The sequence below is a fragment of the Pseudomonas sp. AM14(2022) genome, from assembly GCF_036346455.1.
In the GTDB taxonomy this organism is placed as follows: Bacteria; Pseudomonadota; Gammaproteobacteria; order Pseudomonadales; family Pseudomonadaceae; genus Aquipseudomonas; species Aquipseudomonas putida_A.
Genome location: NZ_JAOTNY010000001.1, coordinates 517,779 through 540,564 on the forward strand (window position 1 = coordinate 517,779; position 22,786 = coordinate 540,564).

Annotated in this window: 19 protein-coding genes; 15 read left to right on the top strand and 4 right to left on the bottom strand. The window is 60.3% G+C overall.

Features of this window, described 5'->3' with window-relative positions; translation table 11 throughout:
• Nucleotides 1-58: 58 nt before the first annotated feature.
• Nucleotides 59-1,429 carry a CYTH domain-containing protein gene (locus tag V3W27_RS02410; protein ID WP_096796143.1) on the bottom strand — a complete coding sequence of 457 codons (1,371 nt, stop codon included), beginning with the start codon at nucleotides 1,427-1,429 and terminating at the stop codon, nucleotides 59-61.
• 156 nt (nucleotides 1,430-1,585) lie between these two features.
• Here V3W27_RS02410 and argE point away from each other — a divergent pair, with 156 nt between their 5' ends.
• Nucleotides 1,586-2,740, top strand: coding sequence for an acetylornithine deacetylase (gene argE, locus V3W27_RS02415; RefSeq protein ID WP_330205836.1), 1,155 nt, complete (start codon nucleotides 1,586-1,588; stop codon nucleotides 2,738-2,740).
• 266 nt (nucleotides 2,741-3,006) lie between these two features.
• A complete protein-coding gene (gene argA / locus V3W27_RS02420) occupies nucleotides 3,007-4,305 on the top strand; it encodes an amino-acid N-acetyltransferase (RefSeq protein WP_007967974.1) in 1,299 nt (432 codons plus the stop codon).
• Between the two features lie 124 nt (nucleotides 4,306-4,429).
• Here argA and tauA read toward each other — a convergent pair whose 3' ends face one another.
• Nucleotides 4,430-5,425, bottom strand: a complete 996-nt coding sequence (gene tauA, locus V3W27_RS02425; protein ID WP_330205837.1) for a taurine ABC transporter substrate-binding protein — start codon at nucleotides 5,423-5,425, stop codon at nucleotides 4,430-4,432.
• 364 nt (nucleotides 5,426-5,789) lie between these two features.
• On the opposite strand from tauA, the gene V3W27_RS02430 reads away from it, so the two are divergent.
• The 8 genes from V3W27_RS02430 to V3W27_RS02465 all read left to right on the top strand — a co-directional run bounded on the left by V3W27_RS02430 (nucleotide 5,790) and on the right by V3W27_RS02465 (nucleotide 13,071).
• The gene (locus tag V3W27_RS02430; RefSeq protein ID WP_247267251.1) at nucleotides 5,790-7,139 is read left to right on the top strand and encodes an OprD family porin; all 1,350 of its coding nucleotides are present in this window, start codon (nucleotides 5,790-5,792) and stop codon (nucleotides 7,137-7,139) included.
• A 295-nt stretch (nucleotides 7,140-7,434) separates the two neighbouring features.
• Nucleotides 7,435-8,073 (top strand): peroxiredoxin, encoded by a 639-nt coding sequence (locus tag V3W27_RS02435; protein WP_007967980.1) that lies wholly within the window; start codon nucleotides 7,435-7,437, stop codon nucleotides 8,071-8,073.
• Between the two features lie 317 nt (nucleotides 8,074-8,390).
• Entirely contained in the window at nucleotides 8,391-8,984 is a 594-nt protein-coding gene (gene ssuE, locus V3W27_RS02440; RefSeq protein ID WP_096797603.1) for an NADPH-dependent FMN reductase, read from the top strand.
• Nucleotides 8,985-9,073: 89 nt separating this feature from the next.
• A complete protein-coding gene (locus V3W27_RS02445; RefSeq protein ID WP_330205838.1) occupies nucleotides 9,074-10,054 on the top strand; it encodes a sulfonate ABC transporter substrate-binding protein in 981 nt (326 codons plus the stop codon).
• A 25-nt stretch (nucleotides 10,055-10,079) separates the two neighbouring features.
• A complete protein-coding gene (ssuD, locus tag V3W27_RS02450) occupies nucleotides 10,080-11,228 on the top strand; it encodes an FMNH2-dependent alkanesulfonate monooxygenase (protein ID WP_003229262.1) in 1,149 nt (382 codons plus the stop codon).
• Between the two features lie 8 nt (nucleotides 11,229-11,236).
• Complete coding sequence (gene ssuC / locus V3W27_RS02455; RefSeq protein WP_098966154.1) at nucleotides 11,237-12,019, top strand: aliphatic sulfonate ABC transporter permease SsuC; 783 nt, start codon at nucleotides 11,237-11,239, stop codon at nucleotides 12,017-12,019.
• Complete coding sequence (gene ssuB, locus V3W27_RS02460) at nucleotides 12,016-12,822, top strand: aliphatic sulfonates ABC transporter ATP-binding protein (protein WP_330205839.1); 807 nt, start codon at nucleotides 12,016-12,018, stop codon at nucleotides 12,820-12,822. Before ssuC ends, ssuB begins: the two co-directional genes overlap by 4 nt.
• Nucleotides 12,823-12,855: 33 nt before the next feature.
• On the top strand, nucleotides 12,856-13,071 hold the full coding sequence (locus V3W27_RS02465) for a TOBE domain-containing protein (protein ID WP_007967989.1): 216 nt from the start codon (nucleotides 12,856-12,858) through the stop codon (nucleotides 13,069-13,071).
• 161 nt (nucleotides 13,072-13,232) lie between these two features.
• Here the strand turns inward: V3W27_RS02465 and V3W27_RS02470 are convergent, their stop codons facing one another.
• Entirely contained in the window at nucleotides 13,233-13,865 is a 633-nt protein-coding gene (locus V3W27_RS02470) for a TetR/AcrR family transcriptional regulator (RefSeq protein WP_027610513.1), read from the bottom strand.
• A gap of 246 nt (nucleotides 13,866-14,111) precedes the next feature.
• Complete coding sequence (locus V3W27_RS02475; protein ID WP_003229254.1) at nucleotides 14,112-15,488, bottom strand: glutamine synthetase family protein; 1,377 nt, start codon at nucleotides 15,486-15,488, stop codon at nucleotides 14,112-14,114.
• Between the two features lie 730 nt (nucleotides 15,489-16,218).
• Between V3W27_RS02475 and V3W27_RS02480 the strand changes: the two genes are divergently transcribed.
• From V3W27_RS02480 to V3W27_RS02500, 5 genes are all read left to right on the top strand, one after another.
• Nucleotides 16,219-17,577, top strand: a complete 1,359-nt coding sequence (locus tag V3W27_RS02480) for a glutamine synthetase family protein (protein ID WP_007967993.1) — start codon at nucleotides 16,219-16,221, stop codon at nucleotides 17,575-17,577.
• Nucleotides 17,578-17,633: 56 nt separating this feature from the next.
• Nucleotides 17,634-18,998 (top strand): aspartate aminotransferase family protein, encoded by a 1,365-nt coding sequence (locus tag V3W27_RS02485; RefSeq protein WP_330205840.1) that lies wholly within the window; start codon nucleotides 17,634-17,636, stop codon nucleotides 18,996-18,998.
• A 171-nt stretch (nucleotides 18,999-19,169) separates the two neighbouring features.
• Nucleotides 19,170-20,279, top strand: coding sequence for a polyamine ABC transporter substrate-binding protein (locus V3W27_RS02490; protein WP_027610515.1), 1,110 nt, complete (start codon nucleotides 19,170-19,172; stop codon nucleotides 20,277-20,279).
• A gap of 187 nt (nucleotides 20,280-20,466) precedes the next feature.
• Nucleotides 20,467-21,564, top strand: coding sequence for a polyamine ABC transporter substrate-binding protein (locus V3W27_RS02495; protein WP_047596655.1), 1,098 nt, complete (start codon nucleotides 20,467-20,469; stop codon nucleotides 21,562-21,564).
• 67 nt (nucleotides 21,565-21,631) lie between these two features.
• Nucleotides 21,632-22,774, top strand: coding sequence for an ABC transporter ATP-binding protein (locus V3W27_RS02500; protein WP_003229245.1), 1,143 nt, complete (start codon nucleotides 21,632-21,634; stop codon nucleotides 22,772-22,774).
• The last annotated feature ends 12 nt before the right edge of the window (nucleotides 22,775-22,786 follow it).

A 22,786-nucleotide genomic window follows, 5' to 3' on the forward strand; every position in this document is an offset into this window, starting at 1 on the left:
CCTTCGGCCTCGAGCGGGAGCAAGCTCCCTCGCCACAGTTTTCAGGTGTTGCTGAGCATCACATGCGCAGCAGCATTTTCCACGCACGATTCTGATAAACCGCAATCGCCTGCTGCTTGCGCGCATCGAGCAGTTCGTCAGTGATCGTCGGCTCGTTGGCCAGTTGCGCCAGTTTGTTCAGCTCGCCGTACAGGCGATCCATTTCCGCGATCTCCAGCACGTTACGCGCATGGTGCAGCCAGACCTGGATGCGTTCGATGCGCGGCAGTTGCTCGGCCAGATCTTCCGGCTGCTGCTGATAGCGCTGCAGTTGCAGGGACGTGGCTTCTTCGCCGAGCATGCGCGGCAGCCAGCTGTGCAGTTGCGCGGCGCCCTGACGATTGCCGCGGGTGTTGCGCTCGGCGGCCCAGGTGCGGGCCAGCAGCCAGCGCGAAACAGTCAGCGAGAACAGGCCCCAGCGTGGGTCTTCCAGTTCTTCGAGGAATTGCTCCGGCGCGGCCTTGCGTACGTCTTCGTCTTCGATACCGACCTGCACCAGCGGACGCCAGTCTTCCAGCAGTGCATCCAGCGCCACGCGCAGGTCGTGAGTGGCCGGACGCGGTGCGGCCTGGCCGAGGCTGCTGAGCAGGGCGCGCATTTCCGCGAGGTTCTCGACCCAGTCCTGCAGCAGGCGCCAGTGGCCGTTGAAGCGATATTGTTCGGCCAGACGCTGGCTGCTGCCGAGCAAGTGCCAGGCCAATGCGGCGAAGGCGTCGTCGAGTTGGGTTTCCGGGGTCAGTTGCGGCGCCGGCAGGCTCAGCGAGTAGCTGTTGGCGTCGTACAGACGGTAGCCGCGCTCGGCCTTGCTGATGTCGCACGGCATCAAGGCCAGGGTTTCGGCCAGTTCGGCGGCCAGCTCCAGCAGCGCAGCCGGCTCGCCTTCGCGCAGCTCCAGCTCCAGCTCGCAGATTTCTTCTTTCTGTTTGCCGACCACCACGTGACCGAGGTCCAGCGCGGCTTCGATCACCACTTTGGCCTTGCCGCGGCCCCAGGCGATTTCCGCGCGCTCGCGGACGAAATCGGTGGTGAAGATCGGCTTCAGGGTTTTCTTGTCCAGCTCGGCCAGCGACTCGGGCCAGCATTCGCCGTCGAGTTTCTTCACGTCGAGCTTGGCTTTGGGCAATTTCCAGTCGTACTCATTACGCTCGGACAGACCGGCCACGCTCTGGCCGCGGGTCTTGAGGGTCTGAATCACTTCGTCACCGTCCTTGCGCAGACGCAGGGCGACTTTGGCCTGAGCCAGATCGCGCTCGGGGGTGTCGAAGTACTGGTTCATCAACTCACGGCGTTCCCAGCCATTTTTGTTGCGTTTTTTCAGTAGCGGGTGCTCGCGCAGGGCAGCGAGGGTTTCGCGGCTGACGCGGAGTTTGATTTCGGTTTCTTTCTGCATGGCCGGAAAATCCAGGATCGGGAGCGCAGCCGGGGGAATGTGTGGCTGCCAAGGCCGTGCAGTGTACAGGACTCAAACTTCCTACGCCCTGCGGCGGTTTATTCCGAGCGCCGGATGGCTCTATGATGGACTTCAAATCGGGAGTTGGAGTCAGCGATGCCTTTGCCATCCATGCAAGACCAGTTCGCGGCACTGATCGCCGCACCGTCGGTCAGTTGCACCCAACCGAGCCTGGATCAGTCCAACCGGGCGGTGATCGATTTGCTCGCCGGTTGGCTGGGTGATCTGGGCTTCAGCTGCGATATCCAGCAGGTCAGCCCCGGCAAATTCAACCTGCTCGCCAGTTTCGGCAGTGGCCCCGGCGGCCTGGTCCTGGCCGGGCACAGCGATACCGTTCCTTATGACGATGCGCTGTGGCAGACCGATCCGCTGAAACTCACCGAAGTCGATGGTCGCTGGGTTGGCCTGGGCAGTTGCGACATGAAGGGCTTTTTCGCGCTGATCATCGAAGCCGTGCAGCCGCTGCTCGAGCAACCGTTCAAGCAACCGCTGCTGATCCTCGCCACTTGTGATGAAGAGAGCTCGATGTCCGGTGCCCGGGCGCTGGCCGAGGCCGGCAAGCCACTGGGCCGTGCGGCGGTGATCGGCGAGCCGACCGGGCTCAAACCGATCCGCATGCACAAGGGAATCATGATGGAGCGCATCGATATCCTCGGGCAGAGCGGCCATTCGTCGGATCCGCGTCTGGGCCACAGCGCCCTCGAAGCGATGCACGATGCCATTGGCGAACTGCGCGGTTTGCGTCTGCTATGGCAGCGTGAATTCAACAACCCGCAGTTCAGCGTGCCGCAACCGACCATGAACTTCGGCTGTATTCATGGCGGCGACAATCCGAATCGCATCTGCGGCCAGTGTTCGCTGGAGTTCGATCTGCGCCCGTTGCCGGGCATGGACCCGAAAGTCCTGCGTGCGGAAATCCTGCGCAAGCTCAATCCGGTTGCGGAACGTCATCAGGTGAAGATCGACTACCAGCCGTTGTTCCCGGAAGTGCCGCCATTCGAGCAGGCCGAAGACACCGAATTGGTGCGCATTGCTGAAAAGCTCACCGGCCACAGTGCCGAAGCAGTAGCGTTCGGCACCGAAGCGCCTTATCTTCAGCGCCTTGGCTGCGAAACCATCGTGCTTGGCCCCGGCGACATCGCCTGTGCACACCAGCCCGGCGAATACCTTGAAATGTCACGTTTGCAGCCTACCGTGCATCTATTGCGGCAGTTGATTGAACATTACTGCCTGAACCCGGACAAACGATGATGTCCACCTGTGGGAGCGGGCTTGCTCGCGAAAGCGGTGTATCAGGTATATCGATGTCGACTGACTCACCGCTTTCGCGAGCAAGCCCGCTCCCACAGGGGGACGGTGTTTTGTCAGATCAAACGCTGTAAATTGCCAGCACCCCAACCCGTATTCATGAGGAGAGCGCGCGTGTCGCCAAGCCTGTTCCGACGATAACCATCAGCCCGCTGTGCGTTTTCCGTTTCGCCCTTTTTTCGGCTGCTATTTATTACAGGCCCAGGTTCATGCCCGAATACGTCAATTGGCTTCGTCACGCGTCCCCTTACATCAATGCCCACCGCGACTGCACCTTCGTCGTCATGCTGCCCGGCGACGGCGTGGAGCATCCGAACTTCGGCAACATCGTCCACGACCTGGTGCTGCTGCACAGCCTCGGCGTGCGCCTGGTGCTGGTCCACGGTTCGCGCCCGCAGATTGAAACCCGCCTCGCTGCGCGCGGCCTGACCCCGCACTACCACCACGGCATGCGCATCACTGATGCGGCGACGCTGGAGTGCGTGATCGACGCGGTCGGTCAGCTGCGCATCGCTATCGAAGCGCGGCTGTCGATGGACATGGCCTCGTCGCCGATGCAGGGCTCGCGCTTGCGGGTGGCCAGCGGCAACCTGGTGACCGCGCGGCCGATCGGCGTGCTTGAAGGCGTCGACTATCACCACACCGGTGAAGTGCGCCGGGTCGATCGCAAAGGCATCAATCGTCTGCTCGACGAGCGTTCGATCGTGCTGCTGTCGCCGCTGGGCTACTCGCCGACCGGGGAAATCTTCAACCTCGCCTGCGAAGACGTCGCCACCCGCGCCGCCATCGACCTCGGTGCCGACAAGCTGCTGCTGTTCGGCGCCGACCTCGGTCTGATCGACGAGAACGGCAAACTGGTGCGCGAACTGCGTCCGCAACAGGTGCCTGCGCATCTGGCGCGTCTGGGCAATAACTATCAGGCGGAACTGCTGGATGCTGCTGCCGAGGCTTGCCGTGGCGGTGTCGCGCGCAGCCATATCGTCAGCTACGCCGAAGACGGCGCGCTGCTGACCGAACTGTTCACCCGCGACGGTGGCGGCACACTGGTCGCGCAAGAGCAATTCGAGCTGGTGCGCGAGGCGGCGATTGAAGACGTCGGTGGTTTGCTCGATTTGATCAGTCCGCTGGAAGAGCAGGGGATTCTGGTACGTCGTTCGCGCGAGGTGCTGGAGCGCGAGATCGAGCAGTTCAGCGTGGTCGAGCGCGAAGGGATGATCATCGCCTGTGCGGCGCTGTACCAGATTGCCGATTCGGATGCCGGTGAGCTGGCGTGCCTGGCGGTGAATCCGGAGTATCGCCACGGTGGTCGCGGCGATGAGCTGCTGGAGCGCATCGAGACCCGTGCCCGGGCGCAAGGGTTGAAAACCCTGTTCGTCCTCACCACCCGCACGGCGCACTGGTTCCGCGAGCGCGGGTTCGAACCTAGCAGCGTCGAGCGCCTGCCGGCGGCGCGGGCGTCGCTGTACAACTATCAGCGTAACTCGAAGATCTTCGAAAAGACCCTCTGAAGATTAGCGAAGGACTTTTGTGGCGAGGGGATTCATCCCCGATGGGCCGCGCAGCGGCCCCCGCTTCAGCAAAAGCAGGGGACTGCTGCGCAGTCCATCGGGGATGAATCCCCTCGCCACCTATTCAATTGTTTTCGGTTACAAACTTCGCACTGACGTACGGCGAGTAGTCCGGCAGCACCGTCTCGACCTTGCCTTGTTCCTTCAAAAACTTCGCCGTCTCACCAATCGCCTTGGCCGTGCCGCCGTCCAGCAGTGCGGTGGATTGCTGTGCCTTGGCATCCGGGAAGGCTGAACCGGCCAGCAGTTCCGGTACATCGGCGGCATTGGCACCGGTCAGTTTGGCGATTTTCTGAACCGGCGCCGAGTCAGCCGTCCAGCTGTCTTTATGCGCTGCGTAATCGGCAAATGAATCCAGCGTGACTTTGGCAAACTTCGCGACGACGTCAGGATGCTTCTCGGCGTAATCCTTGCGCGCGACCCAGACTTCGAAGGTCGGTGCGCCCCATTGGCCGACTTGAGCGGCATCGGTCAGGGTCTTGCCGGTCTTGCGGATTTCCCCCAGCGCCGGCGACCAGACGAACGCGCCATCGATATCCCCACGCTTCCAGGCTGCTGCGATTTCCGCCGGCTGCAGGTTCACCACTTTGACTTTGCTGGTGTCCAGACCCCAGTGCTTGAGTGCGCCGAGCAAGCTGTAGTGGGAGGTGGAAACAAAGGGCGTGGCGATGGTCTTGCCGACCAGGTCCTGCGGGGTGTTGATCCCGCTGCCATTGCGCACCACCAAGGCTTCGGCGGCATTGATCTGCGCCGAAACAATAAAGGCAACAATCGGCAGGTTTCGCGAAGCCGCGGCGGCCAACGGGCTGGAACCGAGGTTGCCGATCTGCACATCGCCGGAGGCAATGGCTGTCACAACTTCCGGGCCACTATTGAAGCGTCGCCAGTCGATCTTCTGGCCGATGGTTGTTTCGTAAGTACCGTCGGCCTGGGGGACTTTGCTGGGGTCGATCCCGGTTTGATAACCGATGGTGAGGTTGCCAGCGTGCGCGGAAAAACAAATCAGTGCTGACACACAAACTGTAACAAATTGACTAGATAGTGCGCGTTTAGCCATCATGGCGTCGCCTTTTCGATAGGGTTTGACGAATTGGGGTTGCGCCAAAGCTAATCGATATAAAAAAAGGCTAACAAATACCATTTAGGAATGAGCTTAGTCGCCGATACGTTGTATCCGGGCGAAGATGGCTAGATAGTGGCCATATTCCCGAATGATATGAAAAAGAATGAATAAATTCTTTTTGGGTTTATCAGGAAATCTTTACTCTGCACGGACCAAATCACTGCGATTAGACCTTGGTCGTAGACACACAAGGTTACGATTGACTTGTCAGTCACGGTCTGGCGCTAATCGCGCATCTTAGGATCCAGGGCATCAGACCCCGGGCCAGGAACACAAGAATTAGAAACGAGAGGAGCTTTACATGAACAAGTCCACCTTGGCCCTGGCTGTGGCCGTAGGGGTTATGGCGCAGCAGGCAGGCGCCGCCGGTTTCATCGAAGACAGCAAGGCCACTCTGGGCTTGCGCAACTTCTACATCAACACTGACAACCGTGACTCCGGCACCAAAGCGGCTGGCGCGCAGAACAAGAACGAAGAATGGGGCCAAGGCTTCGATCTGCGTTTCATCTCCGGTTACACCCAAGGCACCGTAGGCTTCGGTATCGACGCCATCGGCCTGCTGGGCGTGCGCCTGGATTCGGGCGGCGGCACCAACGGTGCAACCTCGACTTCCTACGGTGGCACTGTGTTCCCGAGCAAGTCCAACGGCGAAGCTGTTGATAACTTCTCGAGCCTGGGCCTGACCGCCAAGGCCAAGATCTCCCAGACCGAACTGAAGCTGGGTACCCTGCAGCCGAAGAACCCGGTCATCGTGACAAACGACGGTCGTCTGCTGCCACAAACCTGGCAGGGTGGCCAGATCACTTCCGGCGAGATCAAGGACCTGACCCTGGTCGCTGGTCAGATCGAAGCAGTGAAAGGTCGTAACTCCAGCAACAACGAGAACCTGTCCGTTGGTGGTGCGAACGCTCGCGTTGCCAACAGCAACAAGTTCTACTACGCCGGTGGTGACTACAAAATCACCAAGGACCTGACTGCCCAGTACTACTACGGCAACCTGGAAGACTTCTACAAGCAACACTTCCTGGGTCTGGTTCACAACTGGGCAATCGGCCCGGGCGTGCTGAAGTCTGACTTCCGCTACTTCCACAGCAGCGACGACGGCGCCAACGGCAACACCGCAGCCTACTTCGGCAACGGTAACTACGTCGGCAACGTCAGCGGCAAAGGTCCGATCGACAACAATCTGTACAGCGGCCTGTTCCTGTACACCGTTGAAGGCCACACCTTCGGTGGCGGCTACCAGGTTTCCAACGGCAGCTCCGACTTCCCTTGGCTGAACCAGGGCGACGGTTCGTCGAACTACACCATCACCGACATGCAGATCCAGAAGTTCGGTCGTGCCGGCGAGAAAACCTGGCAAGCACGCTACTCGTATGACTTCGCCAAAGTCGGCCTGCCAGGCCTGACTGCCGGTGTGGTCTACCTGCGCGGCGACGATATCGACACCGTTGGCTCCAACCGTCGTGAAAACGGCACCGGCGCTTCCGAGTGGGAACGCGACCTGACCGTCGGTTACGTGATCCCTGAAGGCCCGGCGAAAAACCTGGGCTTCATGTGGAAAAACGCTACCTGGCGCAACGACGTCCCAGGTCAGCGCGACCAGGATGAAAACCGCCTGATCGTCAGCTACTCGATCCCGCTGCTGTAATAGCGCGTCTCGATTCGCTGATGTAAAAAAGCCCCGTCCGGCATCGCGCCGGACGGGGCTTTTGCATTTTCGGGTCAGGCTCACCCCCGTAAGCCTGTTCCGAAATTCCCTCTTTTGCAGCTACTCAAGGCCTTCTCGAACCTTGAGGGCGATGTTCGTCGCGATGCGGGCGAGCGTCCAGTGAACGATGTTTAATATTCATTTAAATTCTAAATATCTGCTTATTTATTCTTTTTCATGATGTCGAATCCCGAGCTACAGTTGAGTTCTCCAACAACTCATCAGGAGCAGCACCATGAGCCTCAGACTCGGCGACATCGCCCCCGACTTCGAACAGGATTCCAGCGCCGGCAAGATTCGTTTCCACGAGTGGCTGGGCGATAGCTGGGGCGTGCTGTTCTCCCACCCGGCCGACTTCACCCCGGTATGCACCACCGAGCTGGGCTTCACCGCCAAGCTCAAGGATGAGTTCGCCAAGCGCGGCGTCAAAGCCATCGCGCTGTCGGTCGACCCAGTGGACTCGCACCACAAGTGGATCGAAGACATCAACGAAACCCAGAACACGATCGTCAACTTCCCGATCCTGGCCGATGCCGATCGCAAGGTTTCCGACCTCTATGACCTGATACACCCGAACGCCAACGACACCCTGACCGTGCGTTCGCTGTTCGTGATCGATCCGAACAAGAAGATCCGCCTGACCATCACCTATCCGGCGAGCACCGGGCGCAACTTCCACGAGATCCTGCGGGTGATCGATTCGCTGCAGCTCACCGACAACTACAAGGTGGCAACTCCGGCCAACTGGCAGGACGGTGAAGAGGTGGTGATCGTGCCGTCGCTCAAGGACGAGGAAGAGATCAAGCGGCGCTTCCCCAAAGGCTATCGCGCGGTGAAACCATACCTGCGCCTGACGCCGCAGCCGAATAAGTGAATCAGTGAGATTGGCGGTGTAGCCACCACCGACATTGCGAGCAGGCTCACTCCTATATTTGAAATGCGTTCCCCTGTAGGAGTGAGCCTGCTCGCGATGGCGTTAGTCCAGCCACCACGGAACCACAAAGCAGGGGATTTCAGGCCGTTTTCACGGCCTGTTTTTTTGCCCGGAACAAAGCAAATCGCATATCTCTTAAACGCATAACCAAATGAATAAATATGATTTATGGATATATAAATCAGCTGGTAAGGTCACTCCCATCGAAGCGAGATCGCAACCCGCGAATCGCCTGTAACGCTTAAGGAATTGTCTCAATGCTGGTCGTCTCACTCGGTGGCAGTCCCAGCCAGCGCTCCCGCTCAGGAGTGTTGCTTGAGCGCTCGCAACGCTGGTTGCAGGCGCAAGGGGTGGAAGTGGTGAGTTATCAGGTGCGGGACTTCCCGGCCGAAGATTTGCTCCACGCCCGCTTCGACAGCCCGAAGGTGCTCGACCTGCTGGCGCAGATTGAAAACGCTGACGGTCTGCTGATCGCCACGCCGGTGTACAAGGCGTCGTTTTCCGGGGCGCTGAAGACCGTACTCGATCTGCTGCCCGAACGCGCCTTGAACCACAAGATTGTTCTGCCGATGGCCACCGGCGGCAGCATCGCCCACATGCTGGTGGTCGATTACGCGCTCAAGCCCGTGCTGTCGGCATTGAAAGCCCAGGAAATGCTTCAAGGGATTTTTGCCGAGGACAGCCAGATCGCTTACGGCGAAGGCAGCGCCCAGGCGCAACTGGCGCCAGCGCTGGAACAGCGTCTGCATGAAGCGCTGGATCAGTTTGTCAGTGCCATGGCTCGCCGGCCGAAACCGCTGGAGCCGGGCCTGTTGAATGAACGTTTATTGAGTGCTCGCTGGAGCATTTGAGCCTTACCCGAATTTGCTCCACTCACCTTACTCAGCCGCTAACGGCCAAGCAGGTGCAGCCAAAACCCAACAGCAAAAAGGAGAGCGCTATGCGCACTGTATTTTTGCGTCGTGGTCTGGTCGCTCTGTTTGCTGCGGCTGTGTCCTTCGGCGCCATTACTCAAGCTCAAGCCGAGACATTACGGATCGGTTACCAGAAGTACGGCACGCTGGTGCTGCTCAAGGCCAAAGGCACGCTGGAAAAGCGTCTGGCCGCCCAAGGCGTGGACGTGCAATGGACTGAATTCCCCGGCGGCCCGCAACTGCTCGAAGGCCTGAACGTCGGCTCGATCGACTTCGGCGTGACCGGTGAGACTCCGCCAGTGTTTGCCCAAGCAGCGGGCGCTGATCTGCTTTACGTCGCCTACGAACCGCCAGCGCCGAACAGCGAAGCGATCCTCGTACCGAAAGACTCGCCGATCAAATCGGTAGCGGATCTCAAGGGCAAGAAAGTCGCCCTGAACAAAGGCTCCAACGTGCACTACCTGCTGGTGCGCGCACTGGAAGACGCCGGCCTCAAATACTCCGATATCCAGACCGTATTCCTGCCGCCGGCCGATGCCCGCGCCGCGTTCGAGCGTGGCAGCGTCGATGCCTGGGTAATCTGGGATCCGTACCAGGCTGCTGCCGAGCAACAGCTGCAAGCGCACACTCTGCGTGACGGTAAAGGCATCGTCGACAACCATCAGTTCTACCTCGCGACCAAACCTTACGCACAGAAAAATCCCGAGGTGATCAAGACCCTCGTCGAAGAAGTGCGCGCTGTCGGCGAGTGGTCCAAAGCCAACCCTGAAGACGTGACCCAGCAGGTCGCGCCGCTGCTCGGCCTGCCGGCGGACATCACCCTGACCTCGGTGAAACGCCAGGGCTACGGTGCGTTGTTCCTGACCCCGGAGGTGGTCGCCGCACAGCAGAAAATCGCCGACACCTTCTACCAGCTCAAGCTGATTCCCAAGCCGTTGAGCATCAAGGATGTGATCTGGACACCACCGGCCGCTGTGGCCCAAAGCTCGGTTACCCAAGCCCAGTAAATCGAATCCCCAAGGAGACCACTCCATGAGCCTCAACATCTTCTGGTTCCTGCCTACCCACGGCGACGGCCATTACCTTGGCACCGCCGAAGGCGCCCGCGCCGTTGACCACGGTTATCTGCAACAGGTCGCGCAAGCGGCGGATCGTCTGGGCTTTGGCGGCGTGCTGATTCCCACCGGCCGTTCCTGCGAGGACTCGTGGCTGGTCGCCGCGTCGCTGATCCCGGTGACCCAGCGTCTGAAATTCCTTGTCGCCCTGCGCCCCGGGATCATTTCCCCGACGGTGGCGGCGCGACAGGCAGCGACCCTGGATCGTCTGTCCGGCGGTCGTGCGCTGTTCAACCTGGTGACCGGCGGTGACCCGGAAGAGTTGGCCGGTGATGGTCTGTTCCTCAACCACGAAGAACGCTATCAAGCCTCGGTGGAATTCACCCGCATCTGGCGTCGGGTGCTGGAAGGTGAAACCGTCGATTACGACGGCGAACACATCAGCGTGAAGGGCGCCAAACTGCTCTATCCGCCGATCCAGCAACCGCGTCCGCCGCTGTACTTCGGCGGCTCCTCGGAAGCGGCGCAGGATCTGGCCGCCGAACAGGTCGAGATGGTGCTGACCTGGGGCGAGCCGCCAGCCGCGGTGGCCGAGAAGATCGAACAAGTGCGCGCCAAAGCCGCCAAACTCGGGCGTACCGTGCGCTTCGGCATTCGTCTGCATGTGATCGTGCGCGAAACCAACGCCGAAGCCTGGCAAGCAGCCGACCGGCTGATCTCGCATCTGGACGATGACACCATCAAACGTGCGCAAGCATCGCTGGCGCGCTTCGACTCGGTCGGTCAGCAGCGCATGGCCGCGCTGCACGGCGGCAGTCGCGACAACCTCGAAGTCAGCCCCAACCTGTGGGCCGGCGTCGGTCTGGTGCGTGGCGGTGCTGGCACCGCGCTGGTCGGCGATGGTCCAACCGTGGCCGCCCGCGTGAAGGAGTACGCGGATCTGGGTATCGACACCTTCATCTTCTCCGGTTATCCACACCTCGAAGAATCGTACCGCGTCGCTGAACTGCTGTTCCCGCACCTCGACATCGAGCGCCCGGAACTGCCGAAAAGCGCCGGTTATGTCAGCCCGTTCGGCGAGATGGTAGCCAACGACATTCTTCCCAAAGCCGCGTCGCAGAGCTGAGGCGCGCCATGAAAAAATTTATCCACAGCCTCGCGCCCTGGGCGTTGCCGGTGCTCCTGCTGGCGGTGTGGCAGTTGTCGGTGTCTGCCGGTTGGTTGTCGACGCGAATCCTGCCGGCACCGGTGGCGGTGATCGAGGCCGGTGTCAGCCTGGTGCGCAGCGGCGAAATCTGGACGCATCTGGCGATCAGCGGCTGGCGCGCGGCACTCGGTTTCACCATCGGCGGCAGCATCGGCCTGGTGCTGGGCTTCATCACTGGCCTGTCGAAGTGGGGCGAACGCCTGCTCGACAGCTCGGTGCAGATGATCCGCAACGTGCCGCACCTGGCGCTGATTCCACTGGTGATCCTGTGGTTCGGCATCGATGAGTCGGCGAAGATTTTTCTGGTCGCATTGGGCACGTTGTTCCCGATCTACCTCAACACCTATCACGGCATCCGCAACGTCGACCCGGCGCTGGTGGAAATGGCGCGCAGTTATGGCCTGTCCGGTTTCAGTTTGTTCTGGCAGGTGATTCTGCCGGGCGCACTGCCTTCGATTCTGGTCGGTGTGCGCTTTGCGCTGGGCTTCATGTGGCTGACGCTGATCGTTGCCGAAACCATCTCCGCCAGCTCCGGCATCGGCTATCTGGCGATGAACGCCCGCGAGTTTTTGCAGACCGACGTGGTGGTGCTGGCGATCCTGCTTTACGCGGTACTCGGCAAGCTTGCTGATCTCGCCGCCCGTGCTCTTGAGCGGGTGTGGCTGCGCTGGCATCCGGCCTATCAGGTTGCCAAGGGAGGTGCGGCATGACCGCTCAACAACCTCCACGCTTGCTGCGCGGGATTCCGCTGGTGGTGCGCAACCTGCAGAAAACCTTTGGCGCGCGGCAGGTGTTGCGCGACATCGACCTGCACATTCCGGCGGGGCAATTCGTCGCCGTGGTCGGACGCAGCGGGTGCGGCAAGAGCACCTTCCTGCGCTTGCTCGCCGGCCTCGACCAACCGACTGGCGGCGACCTGCTGGCCGGCGCCGCGCCGCTGAGCGATGCGCGGGAAGACACCCGGCTGATGTTCCAGGAAGCCCGGCTGCTGCCGTGGAAAAAGATCATTGACAACGTCGGCCTCGGCCTTAAAGGCAACTGGCGCCCGCAAGCTCTGGAGGCGCTGGAAGCGGTGGGTCTGGCCGATCGCGCCAACGAGTGGCCGGCAGCCTTGTCCGGTGGGCAGAAGCAGCGCGTGGCACTGGCCCGGGCGCTGATTCACCAGCCGCGCCTGCTGTTGCTCGACGAGCCGCTGGGTGCGCTGGATGCGCTGACCCGGATCGAGATGCAGCAACTGATCGAACGCCTCTGGCAGAAGCATGGGTTCACCATGCTGCTGGTGACCCATGACGTCAGCGAAGCGGTGGCGATTGCCGACCGGGTGATTCTGATCGAGGACGGCGAAGTCGGCCTCGACCTGCAAGTGGAACTGCCACGCCCGCGAGTGCGCGGATCGCATCGACTGGCGGCGCTGGAAACCGAAGTGCTCAACCGTGTTCTGTCCCTGCCCGGCGAGCCGCCGGAGCCGGAACCTGTTTCACCACTGCCTACGCAATTGCGCTGGGCGCAATAACTCAAGTTACATCCAACGACAGGAATCAAAGCCATGACTATCAAAGCCATCAACGTGCGCAACCAGTTCAAAGGCTCGATCAAGGAGATCGTTCTCGGCGACGTGCTGTCGGAAATCGACGTGCAAACCGCTTCCGGCATCGTCACTTCAGTGATCACCACCCGCTCGGTCAAGGAGCTGGAACTGGCGGTGGGCAGCGAGGTGATCGCCTTCGTGAAATCCACCGAGGTGTCGATCGCCAAGTTGTAAGCCAGTGAGTAAAAAACAACCCCGAAAGGCGTGAGCCCTTCGGGGTTTTTTGTACCTGGCTTGAAATCGGCTGAGCGGCCTTCGCGAGCAGGCTCGCTCCCACAGGGAACCGCATTCCAAATGTGGGAGCGAGCCTGCTCGCGAAGAGGCCGGTAAAGACGCTAGAGAATTCTTTTGGGCAGATAAGGCGGCAGATACAGCCCGATATAGGCATCAAACACCCGCATCCCTTCCTCGGCCATGCGCGGCGTGATCTGCCCATGCTGCTGCACCGAGCGCGCATACACGCGGTCACCCAGTTCCATCGCCAGGGCAAACACATCGACATCGCTGGGCAGTCGCGGCAATTCGAAGTGATGGTCGAACAGCTTGTGCATCAGGTCGCCGAGTTCGATGTCGTGCTGGCGGTCGGCCTGGGTCACTTCGGTCAGGCCGTGCTGGGCGAGGATCAACTGGCGGGCCGCCGCGTCTTCGTCGTAGATCTCCAGCATCCGCTCTTCGACCAGTCGCGACAGGTCACGCCAGTCGCGCAGGGCGTCGTGGTCGATCGGCGCTTGCAGGCAGGCGCGAAACGCCGCATGCACGTCGGCGGTCAGCGCTTCGAGCAGTGCCGGGACGCTGGCGAAGAAGTGATACACGGATGACGGCGGAATCTGCGCGCGTTCGGCGACGCTGTAGATCGACAGACTGGCCACACCCTCGGCGGCCAGCAGCGTACGCGCGGCTTCGAGTATCGAGTCGATCCGCGCCTGGCTGCGGGCACGGGGTTTGCGGACGGGGGCGGGACGCGTCATGGAAGTCTCCTGCGGGGCAGCGGGCATTGTACGAGCCACACCGTGTGTTGTCTGCCAGGACGCCTTCGGGAGCAAACCCCCTCCCACAGTTGATCTTCTGCGTACAAACGATCCCCATTCGCTGAGGCCCCTGTGGGAGGGGGCTTGCACCCGAACCGCCGCAGGCGGCCATTCAGATCAAAATTCGGCCATAAAAAACGCCGTGGGCCAAGACGGCCGACGGCGTTTTATCTGGTCGCAATCCGCTTAAACGGTATGCAGATACCAGTTGTACTCAAGGTCGGAGATGGAGTGTTCGAACTCCTCCAGCTCGCTTTCCTTGCAGGCGACGAAGATATCGATGTATTTCGGATCGATGTACTTGGCCATCACCTCGCTGTCGTCCAGCTCGCGCAGGGCATCGCGCAAGTTGTTCGGCAGGCTTTGTTCGTTCTGCTCATAGCTGTTGCCTTCGACCGGAGCGCCCGGTTCGATCTTGTTCACCAGACCGTGATGCACACCGGCCAGGACCGAAGCCATCAGCAGGTACGGGTTGGCGTCGGCGCCCGCTACGCGGTGTTCGATACGCACGGCATCGGCAGAGCCGGTTGGTACGCGGATCGCCACGGTGCGGTTGTCCAGGCCCCAGCACGGCGAGTTCGGCACATAGAACTGCGCGCCGAAGCGACGGTACGAGTTGACGTTCGGGCAGAGGAAAGCCATCTGCGCCGGCAGGGTCTCGAGCACACCGCCGATCGCGTGACGCAGCGCGGCGTTCTGCTCGGGATCCTCGCTTGCAAAGATGTTCTTGCCATCTTTGTCGAGCACCGAGATGTGGACATGCAGACCATTACCCGCCTGGCCCGGATACGGCTTGGCCATGAAGGTGGTGTCCATTTCATGGTCGTAGGCGATGTTCTTGATCAGACGCTTGAGCAGGACTGCGTAGTCGCACGCCTTGATCGGGTCGGCGACGTGGTGCAGGTTCACTTCGAACTGCGCCGGGGCACTTTCCTTGACGATGGCGTCGGCCGGGATGCCTTGCTCTTTGGCGCCTTCCAGAATGTCCTGGAGGCAGTCGACGTATTCGTCGAGGTCGTCGATCAGGTAGACCTGAGTCGAGTGCGGGCGTTTGCCGGAGATCGGCGAGCGTGGCGGCTGAGGGCGGCCGTTCACGTTTTCCTGGTCGATCAGGTAGAACTCCAGCTCGAAGGCTGCGCAGATGGTCAAGCCCAGCTCGTCAAACTTTGCAACAACTTGACGAAGCACTTCGCGCGGATCGGCGAAGAACGGGTCGCCTTCGAGTTCGTGCATGGTCATCAACAGCTGCGCGGTAGGGCGCTTCTGCCATGGCTCGTTGCACAGGGTATCGGGGATGGGATAGCAGATCCGGTCGGCGTCGCCGATGTCCAGACCCAGGCCGGTGCTTTCCACCGTAGAGCCATTGATATCCAGAGCAAATAGGGAGGCCGGCAGGTTGATGCCTTTCTCGTAAACCTTGTGGAGGCTGGTGCGTTCGATGCGCTTGCCGCGCACCACACCATTCATATCCGCAATCAGAAGGTCGACGTACAGAACCTCAGGATGTTCCTTAAGGAACGCGTTCGCTTCGTTAAGCTGAACGGCACGCGGGGGTACCGACATGATGCAACACCTTTGTTGTTAAAAATATCAATCATTGATCTTTTCTGGTTTCAGTCAACCCGAACGGCCTGCCGAAGTCAAGCGAGGCCTTTTTTGCCCTAAAAAAGCGCTGCGAGGGCATTTATGGGGCACTTTGGGGCAGTTTTTTGTCTTGGGGACGCTTGGCACCCGCGGGCTTGAGCAGGCCGTGTTGTATTTTTTACGGGGGTGTTGTGTAAAAAAATGAACAAGGCTAAGCTCCGACCAAACCCATAACAGCAATAATACCGGGGTGCTTCATGTCTCGCCTGCCGTTAATCGGCATCACCGACTGCTCGCAACAGTCCGGTCTGCATGCTCATCACATCAGTGGCGACAAATCCGTCCGTGACGCGGCCAGCATGGCTCGTGGCGGGTCGACGAGGTTCTTGTGCGCATCAGGCCCAACGGCAACGTCCGATATTCTGGACGCACGGGACAGCATCCTGTTTATGGCGTCTCCTTCCAATATAGATCCCTTTGAGTCCCAAAGCCTGTGCCGCTTCCAAAGCCGTGCTCATGATTCTGCACGCCTTGAATGTGCACAGGAAATGCAACGCCAGCGTAAAGGGCAGGTAAGCTCCTCTTTCATTGTCTATGCGCGGTGCCAGGCGTAAGCCGGTACTGCGCGCAAGCAAGCCCCCTTTAACGCGACGCCACGGCGTCAAACTTTGCCTGACACGATGTCAGGAGACTCAGCCCAGAGGCATTTATGAGTAACAACCTCGACCAGCTCACCGATTGGTTGAAAGACCACAAGATCACAGAAGTCGAATGCATGATCGGCGACTTGACCGGTATTACCCGGGGCAAGATCTCGCCGACCAACAAGTTCATCGCCGAGAAGGGCATGCGCCTGCCGGAAAGCGTGCTGTTGCAGACCGTGACCGGCGACTACGTCGAAGACGACATCTATTACGAACTGCTCGACCCGGCCGACATCGACATGATCTGCCGCCCCGACCAGAACGCCGTGTACCTGGTGCCATGGGCCATCGAGCCGACTGCCCAGGTGATCCACGACACCTACGACAAGCAAGGCAACCCGATTGAGCTGTCGCCGCGCAACGTGCTCAAGAAAGTCCTCAAGCTCTATGCCGACAAGGGCTGGCAGCCGATCGTGGCGCCGGAGATGGAGTTCTACCTGACCAAGCGCAGTGACGACCCCGACTATCCGCTGCAGCCGCCAATCGGCCGCTCGGGCCGTCCGGAAATCGGTCGTCAGTCGTTCTCCATCGAAGCGGCGAACGAATTCGACCCGCTGTTCGAAGACGTCTACGACTGGTGCGAACTGCAGGAGCTGGACCTCGACACGCTGATCCACGAAGACGGCACGGCGCAGATGGAAATCAACTTCCGTCACGGCGATGCACTGTCGCTGGCCGATCAGATTCTGGTGTTCAAGCGCACCATGCGCGAAGCCGCGCTCAAGCATGACGTGGCCGCGACCTTTATGGCCAAGCCGATGACCGGCGAGCCCGGCAGTGCGATGCACCTGCACCAGAGCATCATCGACATCGAGACTGGCAAAAACGTGTTCTCTAATGAAGACGGAACCATGAGCCAGCTGTTCCTGCACCACATCGGTGGTCTGCAGAAACTGATCCCGGAATTGCTCCCGCTGTTCGCACCGAACGTCAACTCGTTCCGCCGCTTCCTGCCGGACACTTCGGCGCCGGTGAACGTGGAGTGGGGCGAAGAGAACCGCACCGTGGGCCTGCGCGTACCGGATGCCGGCCCGCAGAACCGTCGGGTGGAAAACCGCCTGCCGGGCGCCGACGCCAACCCGTACCTGGCGATTGCCGCGAGCCTGCTCTGCGGTTACATCGGCATGGTCGAGGGCCTCAACCCGAGCGCGCCAGTGGTCGGTCGTGGCTATGAACGCCGCAACCTGCGCCTGCCGCTGACCATCGAGGACGCGCTGGAGCGTATGGAAAACAGCGCGACCATCGAGAAATACCTGGGCAAGACCTTCATCACCGGCTACGTCGCGGTCAAGCGGGCCGAGCATGAAAACTTCAAGCGCGTGATCAGTTCCTGGGAGCGTGAGTACCTGCTCTTCGCCGTCTGATACGCCGGGCGCGGTGGCCAGCCGCCGCGCCTTCACCGATAACAAGGAGAATTGGCATGACCAGCAACAACCCGCAAACCCGTGAGTGGCAAGCCCTGAGCAGCGATCACCACCTGGCCCCGTTCAGCGATTTCAAGCAGCTGAAAGAGAAGGGTCCACGGATCATCACCAACGCCAAGGGCGTGTACCTGTGGGACAGCGAGGGCAACAAGATCCTCGATGGCATGGCGGGTCTGTGGTGCGTGGCGATCGGTTATGGCCGCGATGAGCTTGCTGACGCCGCCGCGAAGCAGATGCGCGAACTGCCTTACTACAACCTGTTCTTCCAGACTGCGCACCCGCCGGCACTGGAACTGGCCAAGGCCATCGCCGATGTGGCGCCGCAAGGCATGAACCACGTGTTCTTCACCGGTTCCGGCTCCGAAGGCAACGACACCATGCTGCGCATGGTTCGCCACTACTGGGCGATCAAGGGCCAGCCGAACAAGAAAGTCATCATCAGCCGCAAGAACGGTTATCACGGTTCCACCGTGGCCGGCGCTAGCCTGGGTGGCATGACCTATATGCACGAGCAGGGCGACTTGCCGATTCCGGGCATCGTCCATATCGCGCAGCCGTACTGGTTCGCCGAGGGCGGCGACATGTCGCCGGAAGAGTTCGGCATCTGGGCGGCCAATCAGCTGGAAGAGAAGATTCTCGAAGTCGGCGTGGACAACGTCGGAGCGTTCATTGCCGAGCCGATTCAGGGCGCTGGCGGCGTGATCATTCCGCCAGAGACTTACTGGCCGCGCATCAAGGAAATCCTCGCCAAGTACGACATTCTGTTCGTCGCCGACGAAGTGATCTGTGGTTTCGGTCGTACCGGCCAATGGTTCGGTTCGGATTTCTACGATCTGAAACCCGACATGATGACCATCGCCAAAGGCCTGACCTCCGGCTACATCCCGATGGGTGGCCTGATCGTGCGTGACGAAGTGGTGAAGGTGCTCAACGAAGGCGGCGATTTCAACCACGGCTTCACCTACTCCGGGCACCCGGTGGCGGCGGCGGTGGGGCTGGAAAACATCCGGATTCTGCGCGACGAGAAAATTATCGAGAACGCGCACAACGAAACGGCACCGTATTTGCAGAAACGTCTGCGCGAACTCAACGGCCACCCGTTGGTGGGCGAAGTGCGCGGCGTTGGTCTGCTGGGGGCGATCGAGCTGGTGCAGGACAAGGCCACTCGCAAGCGTTACGAAGGTCGGGGCGTGGGCATGATCTGCCGGCAGTTCTGCTTCGATAACGGCCTGATCATGCGCGCCGTGGGCGACACCATGATCATTGCGCCGCCGCTGGTGATCAGCAAGGCGGAGATCGATGAGCTGGTGACCAAGGCGCGCAAGTGCCTGGACCTGACCCTCAGTGCGTTGCAGGCCTAAGTGCTAGGCTTCGAGCGGGGGAGCTGCGGCGCTCTCGCTCGAAGGTGTCAGAAAGGTTGGCCTTTTCTTGAAAGACCGCCTCCGATCTTGCCAGACTAGCCGCGGTTCCAGTTGTCCGGGTTCGGCCGCTGAACAAAGTGGTTCAAAAAAGAAAAATTTGGAGCATGACGCATGAAGGCATTAGGTAAAAAGCTTGCTGGCAAGACTCTTCTCGCGCTGTCCGTCGCGGGCATGATGGCGGGTGCGGTTCACGCGGACGACAAGGTACTGCACGTTTACAACTGGTCTGACTACATCGCTCCGGACACCATCGCCAACTTCGAAAAAGAGTCGGGGATCAAGGTGGTCTACGACGTATTCGACAGCAACGAAACCCTGGAAGCCAAGCTGCTGGCGGGCAAGTCCGGTTACGACGTGGTTGTGCCGTCGAACAACTTCCTGGCCAAGCAGATCAAGGCGGGCGTTTATCAGGAGCTGGACAAGTCCAAGCTGTCCAACTACGGCAACCTGAACAAGTCGCTGCTCAAGGCCGTTTCGGTCAGCGACCCGGACAACAAGCACGCCTTCCCGTACATGTGGGGCTCGATCGGCATCGGCTACAACCCGGAGAAGGTCAAGGCTGCACTGGGCGTCGACACCATCGATTCCTGGGACACTCTGCTCAAGCCGGAGAACATCGCCAAGCTCAAGAGCTGCGGTGTGAGCTTCCTCGACTCGCCGACCGAAATGCTCCCGGTCGCGCTGCACTACCTGGGCCTGCCAACCGACAGCCAGAAGAAAGAAGACATCAAGAAAGCCGAGGAACTGTTCCTCAAGATTCGTCCTTCGATCACCTACTTCCACTCCTCCAAGTACATCTCGGACCTGGCCAACGGCAACATCTGCGTAGCGGTCGGCTACTCGGGTGACGTGCAGCAGGCCAAGTCCCGTGCCGCCGAGGCCGGTGACAAGGTCAAGGTCAGCTACGCCATTCCGAAGGAAGGTGCCGGCAGCTTCTATGACATGGTCGCGATTCCGAAAGATGCGGAAAACATCGACGGCGCCTACAAGTTCATGAACTACCTGCTGCAACCGAAAGTGATGGCCGAGATCACCAACGCTGTGCGCTTCCCTAACGGTAACGCCGAAGCGACCCAGTACGTGAACAAGGACATCACCGCCGATCCAGGCATCTACCCGCCAGCCGACGTGCAGGCCAAGCTGTATGCGATCGCCGATTTGCCGGCCGCTACCCAGCGTGAACTGACCCGCAGCTGGACCAAGATCAAATCCGGTAAATAAGCCGGTTTGACGCAGCAACCGCTGGCCGTCGTCGCCGCGACGGCGGCCAGCGGATCAATTAAATGACAGGAAGTTTTGCAGGAACGGTTTTTCGAGGGTAAGTTGCGCGCCGGTTTGGTTGCCGGGCAGCCATGGCTGTCATGTAACGCGGGGCAACTTGGGCCCAACTAATTTAGAGGACCTCCACTTGCCTATTTTTTCTTCTTTGCGCAAAGCCCTGCTGGCCACTGCCGGCCTGACGATCGCTGTCGGAGCCCAGGCCGCCGGTACGGTGCATATTTATAACTGGTCGGATTACATCGGCGAGACCACCCTGGCCGACTTCGAGAAAGCCACCGGGATCAAACCGGTGTACGACGTGTTCGATTCCAACGAGACCCTGGAAGGCAAGCTGCTGGCCGGGCGTACCGGTTACGACGTGGTCGTGCCGTCGAACCACTTCCTCGGCAAGCAGATCAAGGCGGGCGCGTTCCAGAAGCTCGACAGGTCGCAGCTGCCGAACTACTCGAATCTCGATCCGGTGCTGCTCAAGCGCCTGGAGCAGAACGACCCGGGCAACCAGTACGCCGTGCCGTACCTGTGGGGCACCAACGGCATCGGCTACAACGTCGAGAAAGTCAAAGCGGTGCTCGGCATCGACAAGATCGACTCCTGGAGCGTGCTGTTCGAACCGGAGAACATCAAGAAGCTGCACAGTTGTGGCGTAGCGTTCCTCGACTCGGCCGATGAAATGATGCCGACCGTGCTCAACTACATGGGGCTGAACGCCAACAGCACCAATCCGAAGGACTACGCCAAGGCCACCGACAAACTGCTGGCCGTGCGTCCTTACGTGACCTACTTCCACTCGTCGAAATACATCGGTGATCTGGCCAACGGCGACATCTGCGTGGCCATCGGTTTCTCCGGCGATATCTTCCAGGCCAAGCACCGTGCCGAAGAAGCCAAGAAGGGTGTGAACATCGCCTACTCGATTCCGAAAGAAGGCGGCGCGCTGTGGTTCGACATGCTGGCGATTCCAAAGGACTCGTCCAACGTCAAAGAGGCCCACGCCTTCATCAACTATTTGCTGAAACCTGAGGTGATCGCCCAGGTCAGTGATTACGTCGGTTACGCCAACCCCAACCCGGGGTCGGACAAGCTGATGGAACAGTCCATCCGCACCGACGAAGCGGTTTATCCACCGCAAGCAGTCCTCGACAAGACTTACGTGTCGGTCGAGTTGCCACCCAATATTCAGCGTTTGATGACCCGTAGCTGGACCAAGGTCAAGTCGGGCAAGTAAGGCACAAACTATCCTGGGTTCGTCCGCATGGGGCGAACTGCACTGTTTTTTTCTGGGAGTTTCGTAAATGGCAGTTGCCTCCGGCGCCTATAAGAAAGCCCTCGAGGGCGACCAGACACCTAAGCAGGTGTTGGTCAAAATCGACCGGGTCACGAAGAAGTTCGACGAGACGATTGCCGTGGACGATGTGTCCCTGGAAATCAAGAAAGGCGAGATCTTCGCCCTGCTCGGCGGTTCGGGATCGGGCAAATCCACGCTGCTGCGGATGCTGGCAGGGTTTGAACGGCCCACGGAGGGGCGCATTTTCCTCGACGGCGTCGACATCACCGACATGCCGCCGTACGAGCGACCGATCAACATGATGTTCCAGTCGTATGCCTTGTTCCCGCACATGACTGTGGCGCAGAACATCGCCTTCGGCCTCAAGCAGGACAAGATCCCCAACGCCGAGATCGATGCGCGCGTGGCCGAGATGCTCAAACTGGTGCAGATGAGCCAGTACGCCAAGCGCAAGCCGCATCAACTGTCCGGCGGTCAGCGCCAGCGTGTGGCTCTGGCGCGCTCGCTGGCCAAGCGGCCGAAACTGCTGCTGCTCGACGAGCCGATGGGCGCACTGGACAAGAAACTGCGTTCGCAGATGCAACTGGAGTTGGTGGAAATCATCGAGCGTGTGGGCGTGACCTGCGTGATGGTGACCCACGACCAGGAAGAGGCCATGACCATGGCCGAGCGCATCGCAATCATGCACCTGGGCTGGATCGCCCAGATCGGCAGCCCGATCGACATCTACGAAACCCCGACCAGCCGTCTGGTCTGCGAATTCATCGGCAACGTGAACATCTTCGAAGGCGAAGTGATCGACGACGCCGAAGGCCACGCGACCATCACTTGCAAAGACCTCGACCGGCAGATCTACGTCGGCCACGGCATCAGCACTTCGGTGCAGGACAAATCCGTGACCTACGCGATTCGTCCGGAGAAGCTGCTGGTCACCGCCGAAATGCCGACCTGCGAATACAACTGGTCGAGCGGCAAGGTGCATGACATCGCCTACCTCGGCGGTCACTCGGTGTTCTACGTCGAATTGCCGAGCGGCAAACTGGTGCAGTCGTTTGTCGCCAACGCCGAACGTCGCGGCCAGCGTCCGACCTGGGGCGATCAGGTTTACGTGTGGTGGGAAGACGACAGCGGCGTGGTACTTCGCTCATGAACATGCGCAAGT